Origin of the sequence: Anaerocolumna chitinilytica (genome assembly GCF_014218355.1) — a bacterium.
In the GTDB taxonomy this organism is placed as follows: domain Bacteria; phylum Bacillota; class Clostridia; order Lachnospirales; family Lachnospiraceae; genus Anaerocolumna; species Anaerocolumna chitinilytica.
This window is the reverse complement of the sequence record NZ_AP023368.1, coordinates 2277924-2297346: the sequence shown is the minus strand read 5'-3', so window position 1 is coordinate 2297346 and position 19423 is coordinate 2277924. Positions and strand designations below refer to the sequence as shown.

Below are 19423 nucleotides of genomic sequence, written 5' to 3'. Positions count from 1 at the left end.
AAGCTGTTGGCCATTATATGGTTGCCAACAACCTTCACAGCACATTTTATATGATATAATATATGCTTTATTTTATCCATGTGATATCTTTATGCTTATTTGTCACAGCCATTCAATATTTCGATAATTTTATGCAGACATTGGTCATAGGTGTTTATGATCAGATCTGCCTCTTCTCTATTCTGTTTGATTCCTGAACCTCCGTATCCAATAACATATGCTCCAGCATTTTTTCCAGCCGTAATTCCAATTGTTGAGTCTTCAATAACAATACAATCTTGTGGCATTGCACTCAGATATTCCATTGCTTTCTGGTACACTTGTGGATCAGGTTTTTTTCGATCACACATATCGCCGCATACAATACATTCGAAATAGGGTAACATATGCATTCTGTTTAATGCAGTTATGATTAATTTTGTTGATGTAGATGTTGCAATGGCCATTTTAATTCCTCTATCTCGTAAATATACAATCAATGCAATAAGACCTGGCATTGGTTGAATCTTACTATTTTCATATGTATTTCCGATTTTTTTACGTGTTTCCATAAATTCTTCCATTGTAATCTGCTTTGAAGCTCTATTTAATATGCCCTGCAATTCACTTGAATTATTCAGTCCTATTAAGCGATACATGTCTTCCTTAGTAAATCTTATTCCATACTCATTAAAAGCCTTCGCTAAAAAATTCCCGTTGCTCTCTTCTGTATTGGCTATTACTCCATCGAAATCAAATATTACATATTTTATATTCATTTTTCTATTTTTCAAATAATATTCTTGCGGTTTCCTGGATGTAAGAAATTTCATTCTTTGACAGATTCATAAAATCACTGTTTTCCATTGAGCAGTTAGAATCCTGAACATACATCATTTTTGTGTCTTTCTGTGTTATGGAATAGAACCAAACTTCCTTTGGAACATTATATACTTTCCCCTGTTCCATCAATGTTAGCTCAATATTAAAATGATCATTTTCACGCTCTGCAGTAATTAAAATTGCTTTTCCAGCAACAAGAATAAACTGTTCATCTGTTGAATGATGAATTTCGAGATGGGCAATTCCATTAATGTCATTATCTGGTTTCCAGTTTTTGATACTAACCAGCCATTTTTCATTTTTATATACACATAAAATACCTTCATTATTGTTTTCATATACATCTGGTCTCATAATTTTATCCTCATCCTTTTTTATTATTAATTTGGGTTTTTATATCTCTGTCTTTCCGACGATTGGTACTCCATATCCGAAGGCCCCTTCTATAGAACAGACCTTTGCGGCAAATGCAGCTCCTTGATTCATTGCAGTCAGTAAACGTGTTTCCATTTTGTTATTATCTTCTTCTATTAGCTCACCTGCTTCAGATGTTTCTAATAATGAGCAAAGAAATGCGGAAAAATATGAGTCACCTGCACCCATTGTATCAATCACATCGTCTGCATGTACGGCTTCTGCATAATAGAACTTATTCTTGTATAATACATAGGAACCATCTTCACCGACTGTTCCAAGTACAATTTTAACTCCATTTTCCTGTGCCTTACGCATCTCTATTTCTCTGTTTTTTTCATCTAAGTGCGCGCAGGATAGTATTGCAATTGTTACATATGGGCATATTTTTTCCAGATATTCATCCGTCCATCTGGTAGAAAAGTCATATGCAATCGGTACACCTGTTTCTTTCAGCTTTTCCAGGTCATTTTCAATATAGCTGTTCAAATTTGTGTAAATCAGCTGGAAATCTTTAATGTATGAAAAATCCTCATCAGTAAAATTAAAAGAATTCTCTTTCGCAATTCCTCCTTTATTGGAGCCCAGAAATACCCTGTCGCTGTTTATTAAGGTTACTAGTGCAAAACCATTTTCTCCTTCAAACATTCTGCAATGGCTGTCATCAATTCCTAACTTCACAAGAGTATTATGGACACAATCAGCCACATCATCATTTCCATACTTTCCAAGATATGCAGCTTCTGCCCCATTCATTTTCACATAAACACAAGTGTTAACACATTGTCCACCCGGATACATTATTCCTCTAGAGAGATATTTGTCGCAAACATTATCTCCTATAGCAATTATCTTACAGCGTTTCATTTCATCACATCCTTCTTCTTATTTATAAGGTAAATTTAAAGGCTACTACATTTAATACATTAAATCTTAATTATAATAGTTCATTTGTGTTATTTTTTAACCATGCTACTATGTCATCAATGGCTTTATCCGGATCATTATAGTAACGGCGGTCACTTATTTCAAAAGAAACCGATCCTGCATAGCCACGTTTTTTAATTGCTTCATAATATTCTCTCATAGGAAAATCTGAATCTCCTGGAACAGTATGTCCTCTGTCATTGAAATGAATATGCTGTAGTTTATCTCCGAGTGCGTCAAACCAGTTATCTATAGTTTCATTCGCATAAGTCATCTGATCCATATCCACCATTCCGACTACTGCCTTGGAATCAATTTCTTTTAACATTCTAGCAATATCGTTACTGGTAATCAAAACATTCGTCGTAGTTGTTTTAAGTTCCTCAAGGAGAAGCTGCACTCCTTTTCGTTCACAATAAGCAGCCAGTATATGCATAGATTCTAGACAGTATTTCCATGCTTCTTCACTTGACTGATTAAAATAGCCAAATCCCGTACTAATCTGAACACTTGGACATCCTAAAAATTCGGCTGTATCAATTGCTCTCTGATAATATAAAATACTGGACTCTCGAGTCAACATGTCTTGTGTACAAAAATTTACTGGATAAGTACAGTTTTCTGGTGTCATAGCCATAATCTCTAAATTTCTTATTCTTATTTCTTTGTCAAGACGAAGTAATCGCTGAAGCGGATAATTGAATATATTGAATTGTGGTGCAGAACAATAAAGGTCAATACTGTTAAAGGGAGATTGTTCGACTTTATCCAAGAATTTTTCAATTGGATACCTGATATAATGATAACTCATTGGTGCAAAATTCATATCAAATCCTCCTTATTATTTTATTTATAACTACAGCCTGCTATCAGCCCTTAATGGCACTGACACCAAGCTGTTGTCTAATTAAATCTGTTTAACTGATGGTCTGTTCTAGAAAATCACCGCACCAAGCAATATTGCTACTACTACAGATACAACAGTACAAACTAGACCCGGAATCATGTAACTGTGGTTGATAACAAATTTTCCAATTTTAGTTGTTCCAGCTGAATCAAAGGCTAGAGCAGCAACACACTGTCCTGATGCCGGAACAAAATAATTTGATGAACAAGCAATCCAACCAGCAACAATAATATTAACAGGAAGCCCTAACGCAATACCAATTGGTACCATTATCATTGTTGTAGAAGACTGACTGGTAGTAATCGCTCCAACAATAAATACTGCTATAATGTAAATCCAAGGATATTTATTAGTTAGAGCAGACATATTATCGGTGATAAAAGATGCCTGATCACCAATAAATGTATTTACTAACCAACAAAGTCCAAATGCTAAGACTACTGCAAACATTCCGGTACGAAATACAGGCTGATCCAACACTTTATTACTATCAAGTTTCGTTACGAGCACCATGATTGCTGCCGCAACTAACATAAAGATCTCAATAACTGTTGTTAATGGCAACTTGGATCCATCAGGTAGGATTGGAACTAACGCTTTAACTGCACCTAAAAGGACAATTCCTACCATTGCAATTAAAAATATTGCAACAGATCTCTTTGCTTCTTTTGTAACTTCTTTCTTTTCACTATGCTTTTTAGAGAAATCTTCAATCTGTCCAACAGCTACACGCCTTTGGAATTCAGGATCATCCGCAAGCTCTTTTCCCTTTTTAATAACTGCAAGTGCTGCTGCTACTGTTCCAATCAATGTTGCTGGAACACAAACCATAAGCAAAGTAAAAATATTTACACTTTTATATGTAGACTCTGCCATGAATGCTAGAATAGCAACGGTTGCTGCAGATATTGGGCAGGCAGTAATCGCTTGTTGGGATGAAACAATAGATGCAGATATTGGACGTTCCGGTCTTACCCCTGTATCAATAGATATTTCATTAATAACCGGAAGCAAGCTGTATACAATATGTCCTGTTCCACACATAAATGTGAAAATATAAGAAACAATTGGTGCTAATACTGTAATCATTTTAGGATTCTTACGAAGAATCTTTTCTGCAATCATTACTAAGAAATCAAGACCACCGCATGCTTGCATTGTTGATGCGGCGCAGATTACTGCAATCATAATTAAAATAACTGTGATTGGTGGGTCAGATGGTGCTACATGTAATACAAATATCATGATAAACATTCCAATACCACCTGCAAAAGCTAAGAATGTTCCTCCTTTACGTACACCCAGGAAAATAATTGCCAATACAATAGCTAATTCAATCCAAAACATAATGGATCCTCCTCTTAAATTGAGTAATTTTTCTCTAAACAACAATGTGCGCACATCATTCATTTTTAATACTCGCAATCTTTCGATTATATTTTTTGCATATAATGTATTGCTTTGTATTAAATACAATGATATACATTAGATGTTTTATTGTCAACAATTATTATCAATTTCTACAAATTATACAATTTTATTTATATATTTTTAGCTACTTTTAACAAATGAAGTATACTACAATCTATATTACATCTACTCAGATACCACTCCATAGTTATTATCATTGCATTTTCCTGATTCATAATGTATCTTCAATCTAAAATCTCAATGCTAATGCTCACGTCTAGTATTCTACTTTCCACATATAACGACGCGTAGCCAATGGATGCTGACGTATTGTAGCCAATTCATGATTATAAATAGGATATACATTGTTAAATAAAGAATGATTGAAATAATCTACAACTGAAACATCAATAACGGATAATCCCAGCTCTTTAGCATCCAGAATTTCAATATTCTTTGCATATTTTTGCAAAAATATTAATGCACGTTCATCCAGCGAACGAGTACTTCCTTCTGAAATTTGAATTACAAAAGGTCTATTCGCATCTGTTATTTCAAATGGGCCATGGAAAAATTCACCTGTATGTATTGAACTGGAATCCAGCCACTGCATTTCCATAAATATACATATGCTCTCCATGTATGCTGCACCATAAGACGCACCACTTCCCATTGTATAGATAACACTATCATTTTTGCGTGCTTTTGCAAAGATTTTTGCACGCTCTTTCACATGCGTTCTTGCATTTCGGATAATGTTTGTAATCATTCCTGCACCTTCATAGAATTTATCATAATTTTTATAGCCTTCTTGTGTCTGCGCAAGAAGTTCTACTGCCACATAAAGTGCACAAAGTGTCTTTTCGCCTGCATAATCAATATCGCCAGCCAAATGGTCCTGGCTTGCATCAAATGAATATAGTACAATATAGTCTCCAAACTCAACTATTTCAGATTCCTCTAACCATGTAAGTATAATAACTGCAGCGCCTTTTTCTTTACCTAACTTCGCTGCCTGAATTGTTTCAGGTGTATTACCTTTATGACAAGCCATAACAAGAATTGAGTTTTCTCCAAAATCATTCGGTGTGCAATGTACAAATTCGTTACTATTTATCCATGCACTCTTAATGCTTGCACTTTCTTTTTCCATAAATGTTTTAGCTGGATAGAGTGCTCCTAACGATCCCCCACATCCTACAAAATAAAGAGACTTAATGCCTCCTTTGTCTCTTTTAGCTTCCAAAATTTCTGCTACTATACTTTTAATGTCTGTGCTCTTGTATCCCATTGTTTTTTCTCCTTTTTGCTTTAATGTTTTATATTGTATTTTATATGTCTCGATTCAACAATAATACAATACAATACATTTGTCAATATTAACTTAATTTTTGTCTGATTTATATTTTACGATATACAAATATTATCAATTGTATTATAATTATATTAATAAAACGTTATTACTGATTTTAAATACTCATACATATAGAAAGGTGACACTAACATGGAATTAGATAATACTATCGCTACTCCGCTGTACCAGCAGCTAGGAGATATTTTACAAGAGGAAATAGAAAGCGGTCGTCTGCCAGCAGGGGCACGAATACCAACCGAAAAAGAACTAAGTGAACAATACAATGTAAGCAGAGTCACAGTAAGAAAAGCGCTTGGAATGATGTCTGATTCAGGATATCTAGAACGCAAATCAGGAAAAGGTACTTTTGTTGCTGAAAAAAAAATACAAAGGGGTCTGTCCTCTGGTGCTATAAGTTTCACAAACATGTGTAAAATGATTGGAGCCATTCCCGGATCTAAAACAACAAAAATTGCACTGGAGGATCCAACACCACGAGATATTGAGTTAATGGAATTAAACCCTGATGATAAAATTGTTGTGCTGGAGCGAATCCGTTATGCTGATTCTAAACCAGTTATATTAGAATCCAATAAGTTTCCTGAATTTTTTTCTTTTTTGTTCAGTGAAGATCTTAATAATCATTCTCTTTATGATTTATTAAAAGTTAAGCATAATATAACACTTGAACACTCTTCGAAAGCAATTGATATTACTTTTGCTTCCTCAAAGGAAGCAAAAGCACTTCAAATTACAAAAGGTTATCCTTTGCTCCGGATTGATAGTATTGTTCATGACCCAGAGAACAAAATTACTAATCTATGCCAACAATTATGTATTGGCGATAAATTCAAATTTTTAGTATAAAATCATAGCCACCAATACTGGTGGTTGATTGCAATCAAAATTTTTATTTAAACAATTAGATATCTCCGTTCATTGGAATTGTTTTACAATTGATATTAATTAAATACACAGCAAATATAAACTGTTATATTTCATTCCGATATTAGAGTTATGTAGATTTATTTAGAGATTATATTAATGGTCTATGTTGAACTTAAATTTACTTACATATTTTACCTTGTCATTGTTTGTTTTATATAAAACTAAAAGATGTATACATTTTCTATGCAGCTTTATGCTGCCATCAAAACATATACATCTTTATTAATCTCAAGATATTAAGCCAGCCGAATATTTCAAATTAAAAAACGCATATCTCCGTATATTAGCACCATGATTCTACGTCACTAACATCATCTGACTATTAGCTATTTCTTTGTGTTTTATAAGCCGATTACCTTACGTTCAAATACCGGAGAGTATTCGATTGGTGCATCAACTGATACTGTTATGCCACCCGTATATGTTTCTCCGGTAGAGGTCAAGATCCACTTACCTGCTGGGAGGTATACATCTCTTTTGTATTCATATAAATGAAGAATCGGAGCTACGAGATATTTGTCACCAAACATATACTGATCCTGAAGTTCCCAACATTTCTCATCTTCCGGAAATTCGTAAAACATAGTACGAATTAACGGAGAGCCATTTGTATGAGCCTCTTCATAAAGCTTTTTAATATATTCATGCATACTGATACGGATATCGTAATATTTCTTCATGATCTTATAATTATCTTCTCCATAACTCCAGAGCTCATTTGGCTGGCCAGTATGAAGGTAGCCGCCACCCCAGTCTCTGTTATCCAGCGGTGGAATATTATAAGGGCCTCTGTCCCCGTGCATACGCAGAACAGCGGAATATACTGCGAACTGATACCAACGAATTAAGAGATTTCTAAAATCAGGATCATTTACATCATCCGTCATGAAACCGCCGATATCAGTGGTCCACCAGGGTATGCCTGCCAGTCCCATGTTCAGACCGCACTGTAACTGATCTGCGAAGGCTTCAAAGGTACTTGGTACGTCACCGGACCAAACCACGTTGCCATACTTTTGAGAGCCGGCCCAAGCACAGCGAAGCAGATTCACAACAGGCTTATTTTCCTTACTCATCTCATCATAGAATACGCGGCTGTACATCTGAGGATACATATTACTGATACTAAGTGCTGGTCCATCACAGTATCTGTAATTTTCAAAATCATACACTCCATAATCCGGTTCAGAGTTATCCAGCCAGAAAGCATCAATGCCTAAATCGTAGTAATTCTTCTTGCACACTTCCCATACATACTTACGTGTCTCAGGGTTGAAAGGGTCAATCTCCACACAATCCCCTTGATAATCATAAGTCTGGGCAGCTCCGCGCTCTGTCTTAATCAGAAGACCTCTTTCCATCATCGGACCAAAGTTTTCACTCTTACGATCCACAGAAGGCCATACAGATACGATGACCTTGATGCCCATTGCGTGCAGCTCATCCACCATAGCCTTAGGATTCGGCCAGTACTGTGAATCGAATTTCCAGTCACCCTGTACTGTCCAATGGAAAAAGTCAATGACAATCTGGTCAATCTTAATGCCTTCCTTCTGATATTGACGAGCAACTGTCAGAACCTCATCCTGGGTTCTGTAACGCAGCTTACATTGCCAAAGCCCCATCAGCTCTTCCGGAAACATATCCGCGCGACCGGTAACTGCGGTATAGTTAGCCAGTATCTGCTTCGGTGTTTCTGCCACAGTGATCCAGTAATCCATTTCCTTGGTAGATCTTGCAATCCACTCTGTATAGTTCTTACCAAAGGTTACACGGCCGACAGCCGGGTTATTCCAAAGGAAACCATAGCCTAAGGAAGATACGGCAAAAGGAACAGATATCTGCGAATTACGCTGTGCCAGTTCCAATACACAGCCCTTTAAGTCCATATCATTTTGCTGATATTGGCCCATACCGAAGATTTTCTCATCTTTATTACTTTCAAATTTTACATTCAAGGAATAATCGCTTCCACCAATGATTCCCTTCCACTCACGGTTAATCACTTTCAAGCAACGACTTTCTTTCGAAATGGTTCCGTCATACATACGGAAATATTCACGAAGGAACAGCTTATCCTTTTTGTAAAATGAAATGATACCCACAAAATTCACAACTACTTTCATATTACCATTGGTAATAGAAGCAATTTCCCTCTGATCAATGGTCCCATCTCCAACCCAATGGTCTTCCATTTCAATCTTTACACTGGTATCTATATTGTCAACCTTTTCTGTCAAAGCCCAGTCATTTCCATTAAACTTGCCAAGCATAGTGGTACGTACTCTGACAGAATCCTTACCCCATGCTTCGATTCGCCCCATTTCACCATTTTGGTAAAATACCAAGGCCCCATTGTCATCTAAAAATTTCATAGTACCTCCTATATGTTAATTGATTTTTCGGATTACAATGATATAATACTCTATAGACTATTATATTTCTTCTGAAATACTATATATTTATGATACTATTCTATGATTTAAGTTTAATTCATGTTTGAAAGTTCCTTTCAAGCTTCTTATTAAAGAAGTATCGCAGGCAAGCCTGCGATATGCACGGGGTATGTTTGAAAGTTCCTTTCAAGCTTCTTATTAAAGCAGTATCGCAGGCAAGCCTGCGATATGCACGGGGTATGTTTGAAAGTTCCTTTCAAGCTTCTTATTAAAGCAGTATCGCAGGCAAGCCTGCGATATGCACGGGGTATAAATATGAAATATACGATTACTGCATCTCAAGGTAATAAAGAACAGCGCCAGCACAGTTCCTCATTGGTTCCCTATAGTATTTATGATTGCCATATACCAGATTCTTTTCCCAACGTACCTATGCACTGGCATAGCGAGTTTGAAATTGATTATGTATTTCAGGGAAAGGGCGACTTCATCTGTGGTGATGAACACTTTCCTGTAAGTCATGGAGACGTAATTATGATTCCACCCAATATGCTGCATGCCGCCTACCCTTCTTCGGGCAGGAAGCTGCATTATATTGCCTTTGTATTTCATGCCAGCATGCTCGGAATTGAAAGCAATGATCGCAGCAGCACTCACTGTATACGTCCTCTTATTACAGGACAACTACATGTAAATTTGAAATATAATCCGGACCATCCGGATTATTCGGTTATACGCTCCCTCACAGAAACCATCGTAAGTTGTGCAAACAAAAACAATCCATATGATGATCTTTTACTAAAAAGCGTACTATTACAACTTTTCTGGTATTTTGAAAAAAACGATAATCGGTCTTCCTTTCAGGGTGATGATATCAGTTATTCCTCCCTAATCCGTCCTGCACTGGAGTTTATGACCTATTACTATATGGATTCCATTACGATTAACGAGCTTGCCGCTAAATGCGCCATCAGTTCAAGTCACTTCATGAATTCCTTTAAGAAAGCCGTTGGCTGCAGTGCTATTGAATTTCTGACACATCTGAGGATCAAAGCCGCATGCACAGCGCTGACTGAAACAACAGAGGACATATCAACTATCTCCTTTAGCTGTGGCTTTAGCAACCTGTCCAATTTTAATAAGCAATTTAAAAAAATCACAGGAAGTTCACCTCGGGAATATAGGAAACGATAAACCTATGCTCTTTTTTCCGCTGTTTCACTGCATTTTTATTCTCACTGGTATTCATCTTGTTCCTGTCCTTCCTAATATTCCTTCGTCTTAATGCTTTCCAGCATTTCTAAAATCATATTTTCCGTATGTTCCATTCCTAATGAGGTATCAATGCATAGCTGATAATTAGAAGCCATTCCCCAAATTTGATGCGTATAATAGCGGTAATGTTCTGCTCTTTGTCTATCCATCTGCTGTATCTTTTTTCTTGCCTCTTTCTCACTTAAGCCTTCTGTCTCCATAATTCTTTTTACACGGAATTCTATTGGGGCGTAAAGATAAACCTTTAAGCATTCACGACGTTCTCTTAAGATATAAACGGCCCACCGACCTATAATTACACAATTGCTTTTCTGTGATGCTTCTTTTACTACACTTGCTTCCGCTTCAAAAATAGCATCCTCCGGTGCTGTATGCTCCTGGGAATACACATACATTTGATTAATCATATCAAAAATAAGGCTGTTGGTCATTTTTTCTTCTCTTTCGGATATGTACTTCGGCGTATAACCTGTTGTCTGCCTATAAACCTTGCTGTAAACCCTACCAGTACTGCTGCCACAATTGTGCCTTCCCGTACACCGTAAAGGCGTTTTTCATAGCAAAAGGATAATACCCCTGCTGACACTGCCATAGTAATATCAAAAGCAATCTTTGTAATGCCGAATTCTGTTTTCCATCGAAAAACAACAGCCCTAACAAAGGCTTCTCCCGGCAGCATAACAACATCCGCAAGAACTTCCATATACACACCGATTCCAAGAATGAAACAGCCTGCCAAAAGGCATAAAATTTTAGTTATATACCATCCCGGTTGAACATCTTTAAATAAAGCCATACATAAATCAATAAAATACCCAAATACAATTGATACCGGAACCTGCAATAAATGTTCCGGCTTAAAATTATTCCTTAATATCAGCAACTGCAGCAAAATCAATAACAAGCTGAAAAATATAGTAAAATTTCCCGGTGAAAAAGGGAAATTCAAGCTTAACACATAAGGTATAGATGAAATCGGCGATGTCCCCAAATTCGCCTTTGTAATCAGGCTGACCCCCAGTGAATTAATGAAAATTCCTACCATAAATATGACATAACGCTTAACTTTTTCCATCTTCAATCATTTATCCTTTCGTCTTCAAAAAACTCTTGCTTTTGCATTTTCATAGTTTTTCCTTTAAAGATTTTTTCTGACATTCGTTTTTCCTCCATTAGTATGAAAATAAAAACATGTAATTAATTACATATTAAATTTTCAATATTTATGCTATACTAGATTAAATTAAATGTCAACCAGATTTTTGGAGGAGTGATATGGCTCAAAAAAACTTATTAAAATATATTCTTTTAGGCTTGCTGGAGAACGAAAAAAAAACAGGTTATGATTTAAAAAAATTATTCGAAACAGAAATTGGTGAATTTTGGTCTGCGAAGCATAGTCAGATATACTTAGAATTAAAGCGCTTGGAAGAAGAGGGATATATTTCATCCGAAACTGGTTTATTCGGAAATAAGCTTGAAAAGACATATTATACCATTACAGATAAAGGACAAAGGGTACTAAATGAATGGGAGGAAACCCCCACCGGAGAACTTCCATTAAACAAGGATGAGTTTATTCTTAAATTATATTTTATTCACGATAAAAATGACGAACGCATTCAAAAAATGCTGTCCGAGCAATATAGATTACATACTTCAAAATTATCCCATTTAAAAAAGCGAATGATTCTGCTATTCAAGGATGAAGTAACTCGTTCTAAAAACTACGGTCATTTTTTAATACTTGACCATGCTATTCGAAGAGAAGAAGAATATATTGGCTGGATAAAGCAATATTTGCAATAATACTGGGAATACCGGGAGTATCCCCCTCTAATCTGTTGTAAAATATGCTTACTCAGCTCAGAGGGGTCAATGCTGCTATAAAGTTTTTCTTATTAGGGTATTTAACTCTGCAGCTGTTTCTCAAGTTTGGACAAAAAGCCGTCCATCGCCTCTCCAATATCAATCTCCATGCGTTGCGCCAGAACTATCAGCCACCATATACCTTCACTAAGCTTATGTTTCAGTTCGGCTTCTGTATTACTGCCATTCGGCCAACGCCCTTGTTGGGACATGGTTAAACGGCCAACCAGACCGGCATCTGTTAGAAAAGCGAGGGCATCTTCCTCAACCGACCACTTTTGACCATGATATTGTTCTTCCAATTTGTGATAAGTTTCTCTTATGGCGATGGAGCGTTCAATAATCTTGTTAAAATCCATATCTTTCATATTTTCCAAACCTCCTGTAAGTTTTCCATATTCTATTTGGCTAAATAGCGATTTTGTTAAATTCCGAACCGGAACTAAAAAATATATTACAATTGTTACGATACCCTTATTTTCTAATTGTCATAAAATTTTTTCTGATAGCATTTGTTTTCTCCTTAAGATAGAATCGAATAAATTCGGTGTTAATTTTCGGGTTGCTACTAATAAATAATAGCATATATAATATGACAACACACTGTCATATTATATATGCTATTTACAACGTAAACGTATTCATGCTGATTGTATATCTCGTCTTGTTCCCACGCATATGACAAAGCTCTTAAAATATTAAACCTGTACTCTCAAGAATTGACCAGAAAGAATTATATAGATAAAACCTTGCTAAAATTCGATAGATAATACCTCCTGCTTATTTAACATTTCCAAAGAAAAATGAATATCCATCAGACTTTCCAAGTTGCTCTCTCGATGTTTTGTCTACTATGAGAATTGCTTCTATCAGCGATTCCACCTGTTCCCTCATGAGACTAATATTAAATTTGTCCATTTCCATGCCTTTACTACTTACCGTTAAATAATCAGGCATTTGAATAAGCCCAATAACCGGAATGCCTGCTTCGAATAGAGGCTGACTTTCACCAAATTCAAACTTATTATGCCCTCTAATCATAACTGTTCGTGTCAGGCTTCTATTTTCAATTGCCTGTTTCCATATTTCTCCCATCTTTTTATTTCCTATATAAGTATATTCCGTTTGAATATTTCCTGTTGCCTCATATTCTCCTTCTGCATTTTCTTTCCATTCCATGCTGCCCAAATGCTCTACTGTGATTCCTGCAACCGCTTTTTTATTGCCATTCTCTCCATCCCATAATTCTGGATGCTTCAATAACCAGGTTGAGGTTGCTTGTGAGGTTCCTTTAAATACTGGCAAACGAAAATGTCCCGTTATAAAAGCAAAAATCATGGTGCGCTCCGGGTGGCTGTTTTGTAAATAACGTATCATGGAGAGCATTCCAAGAGCTCCATTTTCCTCTACCACATTAATCCCATCCGAATGAGAATTAATCAGAATCGTTTCTTCTTTGTTTTTACCTTCTATTTTCACGTAAAAGCTTTCCGTTGATGCGCTATCTTGTTTCTCTGCTTCTAGTATGATTGTCCCTTGTTCTTTTCTTTCTGCTGCTGCAAGCACTTTTTTTCCTTCTGTCTCATTCACCCATATCGCCGGTATACCCTTATACTGATCTGTAAATGGTAAATACTGATCTTCTACCTTATTATTGGATACACCGTTCCAAATTAATATAACCGCTTTTACACCCTTTTCTCTTGCCTTTTTTAAATTAGGATTTTTTAATACAGAAGTCAATACAAGATCACCATCTCCTGCTGCAATCCCTGTATTACTAGGAAAAGCCTCCCTTTTATTCATAATAAGTCCAATCGGGAGTTTTTTTACTGTATTGATTTTTATGACAGCAATTTTCCCTTTTGCTTTATTATAGTTTCCGTTTTTAACATAAATCAGTTCTCCAGTTACTCCATTATGATCCGTCTCACCGGAATATGGGTAAACAGAGGATACATGAATTTCTTGCTGGTTTATAAATAAAGCCCTTTTCTTTTCCTCCCAGCGTTCAAAAGTATAGGTATCACTATATATTTCAAATCCCATAGAACCAAGCTGCTGCTTAATCCATGTGATAAATTCTTGATGACCTTTTGAACCCGTTGTTCGACTTCCAAAGGAGTTCATCATTTCTATTTCTTTTTTCATCGTTTCTTCCGAATCTAATCTACTCTTCTCTATTATCATTTGACATCCTCCACAAAGATGATCTTTTTCTATTGTACACAGTTACGAAGTATGACTTTACATTTGTAATGTCGATTACTATGTAGTATAATAAAAAAAATTCCGTAGAGCAATATCATTCCGCGGTACACCTGGAAAAACGAACAAAAGGGAGGAAAGTGTAATGTCAGCTTCAACCAAATGCTATTCAAATAAAGAAACCAACCGCTTGACAAGGGAAGCAATATGCACTGCTCTTATCCTACTTATGAAAGAACAAGCCTTTGATAAAATCAGTATTACCGATATTGTAAGACGAGCAGGAGTATCTCGTACCGCATACTACAACAATTATTCGTCCAAGCAAGAAATTCTGTACGATCTTGTGGACACTCTTATTTTCGAAGTCAACCAAAAACTGCTTCCCTATACAGATACTCGAACCGGTAAAGCAATGCAACCAAGAAAATTTATCAACGCTATGTTAGAAGTTTTCACTCAGCAACAAGAGATCTATAAAATATTATTTCAAGCACATTTTAATCATATTATTTTAGACTGCTTAAACGACAGTATGCTTTCCAATATAGAAGACAAGTCGGATGAAAATGTATACCGCATTTATTTTAATGCTGGAGCTTTATATAATGTCTTTTCAAAGTGGATTCAGTCCGAAACGACCAACACAGTTGAAGAAATGACTGATATTTGTCTTAAAATATATCATACTCCCATGTCACAGGATTAAGATAGTCTACTCTTGGAAGATAGCGGTCTATATGCTTCTTTAACTACAATTTTGTAATCACAGGGAAGATAATCAGCAGCTTCCATCAATTTTTTAACAACTGATTCTCTGGCATAGCAAAAAAATCTGATTTGCTGTCTATTTGACTTCGAGATTCATCAATCAACAAATTTTTGTGAACATTTCTTAGTGTTATCATTTTCTCTTTATTATCAGTACATGTAACATTTAAAATTCTTTCATCATTTAAAGTATCATAGCATTCTAACTCCATCATTTGCTTATTTTCCAAAACAGCAATCCTTTAATATTCTAAAATCAGTCTTGGCTCAAGAAATTCCAGAGCACAGTTCTATTCATGCGTTACTCAATATAAGTAGTCCACTTACCACATTTATTGCACCAGTATATAACGAAGTCTAATGTTTCATCAGCTGCTTCTATATCAAAAGTAAATATTTTACCTTCTTTAATGAAACCTATATCCCTTCGACAGACACTAAAGCTTTCCGCATCACATTGTGGACATTCAGAATCACATTTCCCAACATACTCAAAATCGTCAATTGTTATCTCGTTATCTTGTAAAAATTGAACGATAGCTTCTTCATAACCTTCATCTGAAAGCTCAATGAAATCTTCTATCCATTCCCCTTTCATTAAATATTCGCTAATTTTTCGCCAAAGTACTCTGCCTGCTCCCTGACATCAATTTTTTCTAAAAGCACATTTCGATCTGCGTTACAAGACGGGATAACAAATGAATACAACCTGGTTTTGAACTCCAATGCGAAATCCTTCATATATTCCTCCAGAAGTGGCAGACCGTTGCTATTCTCGGCTCCTGTGGTTGCAATAATAACAAAAGCCTTGTTTTCAAATTTAGGATTAGCCATATGACCGTTATTAATTTTAATATGACTATACATACGATCCATAAAACTCTTCATCTGAGCAGGAACCGTTCCAAAATACAATGGCATTGCAAACACAATAACATCATAATCTGTCATTGCGTACACTGCTTGAGAAATATCATCGTTAATGAAGCAACGATATTCATCTGAATTTTGGCATCTTCTACAGCCAATACAACCATTACCCACATTCTTCATTGATGTTAGATTTAATATATCAACAGTAGCACCTTTTGAATTTGCTCCTTCCTGCACCCAATGAACCGCAATCGAAGTATTTCCATTCCTTCGAGGACTTCCGTTAATAATCAATATTTTATGCGACATATAATCCTCCCTTAATATGCTCTCATTTTTTAATTTGGCTTCTTAGCTACAAGTTTATCATTCTATAAAGTTGAGAACCGAGGTTAATTACGAATCCAAATATTGTGTAAAAGAATAATCCCATTTTTCATCCTTCTCAATTTCAATAATTAGCTCCTCCGTTGTTTTGATTTCCATCAGCAATCGATTTTGCTGGTAGATCAGCATCATCTTCATGTTAAACGGTATTTTTGTGGCGTAAAGCTCGAGATGTTCCTGTGTGTCCGAAAGCAGCGTCTCTAATTTGACAAGGCGCTCTCTTAAGTAACTTAGTGCGTCCTTTTTTTCAATCGAGCTTATATGAAAAAGTGCTATGCCGAAATTGCTAGCTTCCGCTTCGTAGGAGGCTAAACCATTTGCCAGATCCTCACTCAGTTCTTTTTCCCCGGATTCGGATAATGAATATACTGTTTTTACCGGAAAATTCCCCTCCTGAACACTTTTACCAGCGATGTATCCCTTTTTTTCAAGATTCTTAATTGTTGTGTAAATTGATGCCGCCGTCATCGGAAACCATCTTTGAATTACCTCTTTGTCCGACAGTTTAGCGACTTCATATGGATTCATGGGTCTTTTATGAAGCAACCCCATAACATATTTTGATAATTTCGAAACCATTCTAGCCTCCTTGTACTTAACCTTCATACATTGGTGTGGATAGATACCTTTCGCCCGTATCAGGTAACAGTACCACGACCGTTTTGCCTTTGTTTTCTTCTCTGGCTGCCACACGGGAGGCAGCAAAAGCGGCAGCCCCCGACGATATCCCGACAAGTAGGCCTTCTTTTTTCGCAAGCAATTTTGAAGCCTCATAAGCTTCTTCAGTCTTTACAGAAATAATTTCATCAACAACTCCCGGATTATATATGTCAGGAATAAAACTAGGAGCCAATCCCTGAAGCTTGTGCACTCCGGATTTTCCTGAGGATAAAATAGGTGAATCAAAAGGTTCCACTGCGATTATCTTAATATCAGGCTTTTTCTTTTTTAAAGCTTCTCCAACTCCGGTAATAGTTCCGCCTGTTCCGACTCCGCCTACAAAAAAATCGATTTCTCCTTCGGTATCCCGCCATATCTCCTCAGCAGTAGTCTTACGGTGAATTTCAGGATTAGCAGGATTTCTAAACTGTTGAGGGATAAAAGAACCGGGTATGCTTTGGGCTAATTCTCCTGCTTTTCTGATTGCGCCTGGCATTCCTTCACTACCTGGAGTTAAAACCAATTGGGCTCCCAAAGCAGTAAGCAACTTGCGTCGTTCATGACTGAATGTCTCCGGCAGAACAATGATTACCTGATAACCTTTTACCGCAGCTACACAGGACAATGCGATTCCGGTATTTCCGCTAGTCGGCTCTATAATCACGGAATTCTTTGTCAATAGTCCCTGTTTTTCTGCCTCCTCAATCATTGCCAGCCCGATTCTGTCTTTAACGCTTCCGCCAGGATTAAAGTACTCCAGCTTCGCAATAAGCTCGGCTTGTAATCCACTTTCGTAGTGGGAAAGCCTTAATAAAGGAGTATTCCCAATTAGGTCTGTAAGACTCTCGTATATTTTCTTCAAATGAACACCTCCTACTACTATTAATTCTTACTACTAATATATATAAGTAGTATGATACTACTATATTCATAAGCGCATCTAATGTCAATCAAAAATTTGAATTATTATCCTTTCCATACAAAATGTGCAGATACCTTTATGTACTAAAACAAATTTAGTGATGTATTTCAAAGTCTTTGTAAACTTGAAAAACTGCAATAAAACAACACACCAATAAAAATGCCAGGGAACTTGTTAAAGCTTAGTTTCCCTAGCATTTTTATTGTACCTATTAAATTTCAGAACATCTCAGTTTTTATTAAAAATAATCTTAATAATTGAACTGTCGATAATAACGTCGAATAACCATTGGGTGTCTGAATTCTTTTTCCATGTAGGCATCTACACGATTATTGACTGCATGCATTACCAAATGAGAAACAGATCCTCTATACTCAGACCGAATACCTTTCAGTTCATAGTCTTTGGTATCAATTACGGTATAATTCTTACATACCTTCGGTAAAAATGCAGCAACCCGCTCGGACAATGGTCTTTGTTCATCTTCCCCAATAAATACGGTTACAGGTGTTTCTGCCTCGATTATCTCCAGCATTCCATGGAAAAATTCAGCGGAAGTAATTGATTTTGTTCGAATCCAGAGCTGTTCCTCCCAGTAACACATCGCATACGAATAGGTGGCTCCCCATTGGTTACCCGCACCGATGAAGTAATGCGGCATATCCGGATGCTCTTTATAGTATTGGTATTTTTCTTTTGCGTATACCGCTGCCCATTCGTCGGCTTTCTTTTCAACTTCTACAAGGGCCATAGGAAGATATTTCTCCATTTCCTGATTATAAATATCATAATCCGGAAATTCACCATTGTTATACATTAATCGGTTTGCTACCATGTAAAATTTTAATTGTTCATTCATCGGATAAGAAATGCAGGTATCACATAATTTTGCCAGTGGTGTATCTTCTACATCAATAAAGCCCAACACTCTTGCTCCTACCTCTTTCGCTTTTTTTATGGCATCTACCATCTCTGTTGTGCTTCCTGTTACAGAAGAAAAAATGACTACTGATTTATTGGTAAAACGCTTATTTCCAGTGGTAATAAATTCCGCAGCATTTTCCACATATACCGGTAATGAACTTCTTCCTCTTAAATATACCTCAACCTGCATACCAGAAGCCCATGTACCTCCAATTCCTATAAAATAGAGTCCGTCAAATCCCTCTTTTTGGATTTCATCAACTGCTTTTTCTATTTGAGGACGGATCATTAAAGCACCCTTCACACTATCTATTTGTTGTTGTTCATTGAATTTTAACATAATTTACTCCTATCTG

The 19423-nt window shown here is 36.3% G+C and carries 21 protein-coding genes; 4 read left to right on the top strand and 17 right to left on the bottom strand.

The annotated features are described in order from the left end of the window. Window positions 1-95: 95 nt before the first annotated feature. The 6 genes from bsdcttw_RS09985 to bsdcttw_RS09960 form a co-directional block, all read right to left on the bottom strand. Entirely contained in the window at window positions 96-773 is a 678-nt protein-coding gene (locus bsdcttw_RS09985) for an HAD family hydrolase (RefSeq protein WP_225903830.1), read from the bottom strand. Next, window positions 763-1176 carry a cupin gene (locus tag bsdcttw_RS09980; RefSeq protein WP_185259223.1) on the bottom strand — a complete coding sequence of 138 codons (414 nt, stop codon included), beginning with the start codon at window positions 1174-1176 and terminating at the stop codon, window positions 763-765. The genes bsdcttw_RS09985 and bsdcttw_RS09980 overlap by 11 nt, the downstream gene beginning before the upstream one ends. A 39-nt stretch (window positions 1177-1215) precedes the next feature. Beyond that, window positions 1216-2103, bottom strand: a complete 888-nt coding sequence (locus bsdcttw_RS09975; RefSeq protein ID WP_185259222.1) for a fructoselysine 6-kinase — start codon at window positions 2101-2103, stop codon at window positions 1216-1218. A 70-nt stretch (window positions 2104-2173) separates the two neighbouring features. Further along, the gene (locus bsdcttw_RS09970; protein WP_185259221.1) at window positions 2174-2989 is read right to left on the bottom strand and encodes a sugar phosphate isomerase/epimerase family protein; all 816 of its coding nucleotides are present in this window, start codon (window positions 2987-2989) and stop codon (window positions 2174-2176) included. 108 nt (window positions 2990-3097) lie between these two features. Then, the gene (locus tag bsdcttw_RS09965) at window positions 3098-4417 is read right to left on the bottom strand and encodes an anaerobic C4-dicarboxylate transporter family protein (RefSeq protein ID WP_185259220.1); all 1320 of its coding nucleotides are present in this window, start codon (window positions 4415-4417) and stop codon (window positions 3098-3100) included. 340 nt (window positions 4418-4757) lie between these two features. Then, window positions 4758-5771: an SIS domain-containing protein gene (locus tag bsdcttw_RS09960; RefSeq protein WP_185259219.1), complete on the bottom strand. Its 1014-nt coding sequence runs from the start codon at window positions 5769-5771 to the stop codon at window positions 4758-4760. 213 nt (window positions 5772-5984) lie between these two features. Between bsdcttw_RS09960 and bsdcttw_RS09955 the strand changes: the two genes are divergently transcribed. Continuing rightward, window positions 5985-6701, top strand: a complete 717-nt coding sequence (locus tag bsdcttw_RS09955; protein ID WP_185259218.1) for a GntR family transcriptional regulator — start codon at window positions 5985-5987, stop codon at window positions 6699-6701. A 422-nt stretch (window positions 6702-7123) separates the two neighbouring features. Here bsdcttw_RS09955 and bsdcttw_RS09950 read toward each other — a convergent pair whose 3' ends face one another. Continuing rightward, window positions 7124-9157 (bottom strand): glycoside hydrolase family 31 protein, encoded by a 2034-nt coding sequence (locus bsdcttw_RS09950; protein WP_185259217.1) that lies wholly within the window; start codon window positions 9155-9157, stop codon window positions 7124-7126. 336 nt (window positions 9158-9493) lie between these two features. Here bsdcttw_RS09950 and bsdcttw_RS09945 point away from each other — a divergent pair, with 336 nt between their 5' ends. Continuing rightward, window positions 9494-10372, top strand: coding sequence for an AraC family transcriptional regulator (locus bsdcttw_RS09945; RefSeq protein WP_185259216.1), 879 nt, complete (start codon window positions 9494-9496; stop codon window positions 10370-10372). Between the two features lie 71 nt (window positions 10373-10443). Here bsdcttw_RS09945 and bsdcttw_RS25030 read toward each other — a convergent pair whose 3' ends face one another. Together bsdcttw_RS25030 and bsdcttw_RS25025 are read right to left on the bottom strand one after the other, a co-directional pair. After that, window positions 10444-10884, bottom strand: coding sequence for a cytidylate kinase-like family protein (locus tag bsdcttw_RS25030; RefSeq protein WP_230989135.1), 441 nt, complete (start codon window positions 10882-10884; stop codon window positions 10444-10446). Continuing rightward, window positions 10881-11528: a YczE/YyaS/YitT family protein gene (locus bsdcttw_RS25025; RefSeq protein ID WP_225903829.1), complete on the bottom strand. Its 648-nt coding sequence runs from the start codon at window positions 11526-11528 to the stop codon at window positions 10881-10883. The genes bsdcttw_RS25030 and bsdcttw_RS25025 overlap by 4 nt, the downstream gene beginning before the upstream one ends. A gap of 200 nt (window positions 11529-11728) precedes the next feature. Between bsdcttw_RS25025 and bsdcttw_RS09935 the strand changes: the two genes are divergently transcribed. Continuing rightward, window positions 11729-12262, top strand: a complete 534-nt coding sequence (locus bsdcttw_RS09935) for a PadR family transcriptional regulator (RefSeq protein ID WP_185259215.1) — start codon at window positions 11729-11731, stop codon at window positions 12260-12262. Window positions 12263-12363: 101 nt separating this feature from the next. Here bsdcttw_RS09935 and bsdcttw_RS25020 read toward each other — a convergent pair whose 3' ends face one another. Both bsdcttw_RS25020 and bsdcttw_RS09925 read right to left on the bottom strand, forming a co-directional pair. Beyond that, window positions 12364-12690 carry a nucleoside triphosphate pyrophosphohydrolase family protein gene (locus tag bsdcttw_RS25020; RefSeq protein WP_185259214.1) on the bottom strand — a complete coding sequence of 109 codons (327 nt, stop codon included), beginning with the start codon at window positions 12688-12690 and terminating at the stop codon, window positions 12364-12366. A 412-nt stretch (window positions 12691-13102) separates the two neighbouring features. Continuing rightward, complete coding sequence (locus tag bsdcttw_RS09925; RefSeq protein WP_185259213.1) at window positions 13103-14512, bottom strand: zinc-binding metallopeptidase family protein; 1410 nt, start codon at window positions 14510-14512, stop codon at window positions 13103-13105. 163 nt (window positions 14513-14675) lie between these two features. On the opposite strand from bsdcttw_RS09925, the gene bsdcttw_RS09920 reads away from it, so the two are divergent. After that, window positions 14676-15239 carry a TetR/AcrR family transcriptional regulator gene (locus bsdcttw_RS09920; RefSeq protein WP_185259212.1) on the top strand — a complete coding sequence of 188 codons (564 nt, stop codon included), beginning with the start codon at window positions 14676-14678 and terminating at the stop codon, window positions 15237-15239. Window positions 15240-15324: 85 nt separating this feature from the next. Here the strand turns inward: bsdcttw_RS09920 and bsdcttw_RS09915 are convergent, their stop codons facing one another. The 6 genes from bsdcttw_RS09915 to bsdcttw_RS09890 form a co-directional block, all read right to left on the bottom strand. Then, window positions 15325-15531 carry a hypothetical protein gene (locus tag bsdcttw_RS09915; protein WP_185259211.1) on the bottom strand — a complete coding sequence of 69 codons (207 nt, stop codon included), beginning with the start codon at window positions 15529-15531 and terminating at the stop codon, window positions 15325-15327. Between the two features lie 71 nt (window positions 15532-15602). Then, the gene (locus bsdcttw_RS09910; RefSeq protein WP_225903828.1) at window positions 15603-15899 is read right to left on the bottom strand and encodes a hypothetical protein; all 297 of its coding nucleotides are present in this window, start codon (window positions 15897-15899) and stop codon (window positions 15603-15605) included. Then, entirely contained in the window at window positions 15899-16483 is a 585-nt protein-coding gene (locus tag bsdcttw_RS09905) for a flavodoxin family protein (RefSeq protein ID WP_185259210.1), read from the bottom strand. The genes bsdcttw_RS09910 and bsdcttw_RS09905 overlap by 1 nt, the downstream gene beginning before the upstream one ends. 87 nt (window positions 16484-16570) lie before the next feature. Then, the gene (locus bsdcttw_RS09900; RefSeq protein ID WP_185259209.1) at window positions 16571-17140 is read right to left on the bottom strand and encodes a PadR family transcriptional regulator; all 570 of its coding nucleotides are present in this window, start codon (window positions 17138-17140) and stop codon (window positions 16571-16573) included. Window positions 17141-17156: 16 nt separating this feature from the next. Next, the gene (gene cysK / locus bsdcttw_RS09895; RefSeq protein ID WP_185259208.1) at window positions 17157-18083 is read right to left on the bottom strand and encodes a cysteine synthase A; all 927 of its coding nucleotides are present in this window, start codon (window positions 18081-18083) and stop codon (window positions 17157-17159) included. A 310-nt stretch (window positions 18084-18393) separates the two neighbouring features. After that, window positions 18394-19407, bottom strand: a complete 1014-nt coding sequence (locus tag bsdcttw_RS09890; protein WP_185259207.1) for an SIS domain-containing protein — start codon at window positions 19405-19407, stop codon at window positions 18394-18396. Window positions 19408-19423 lie beyond the last annotated feature (16 nt).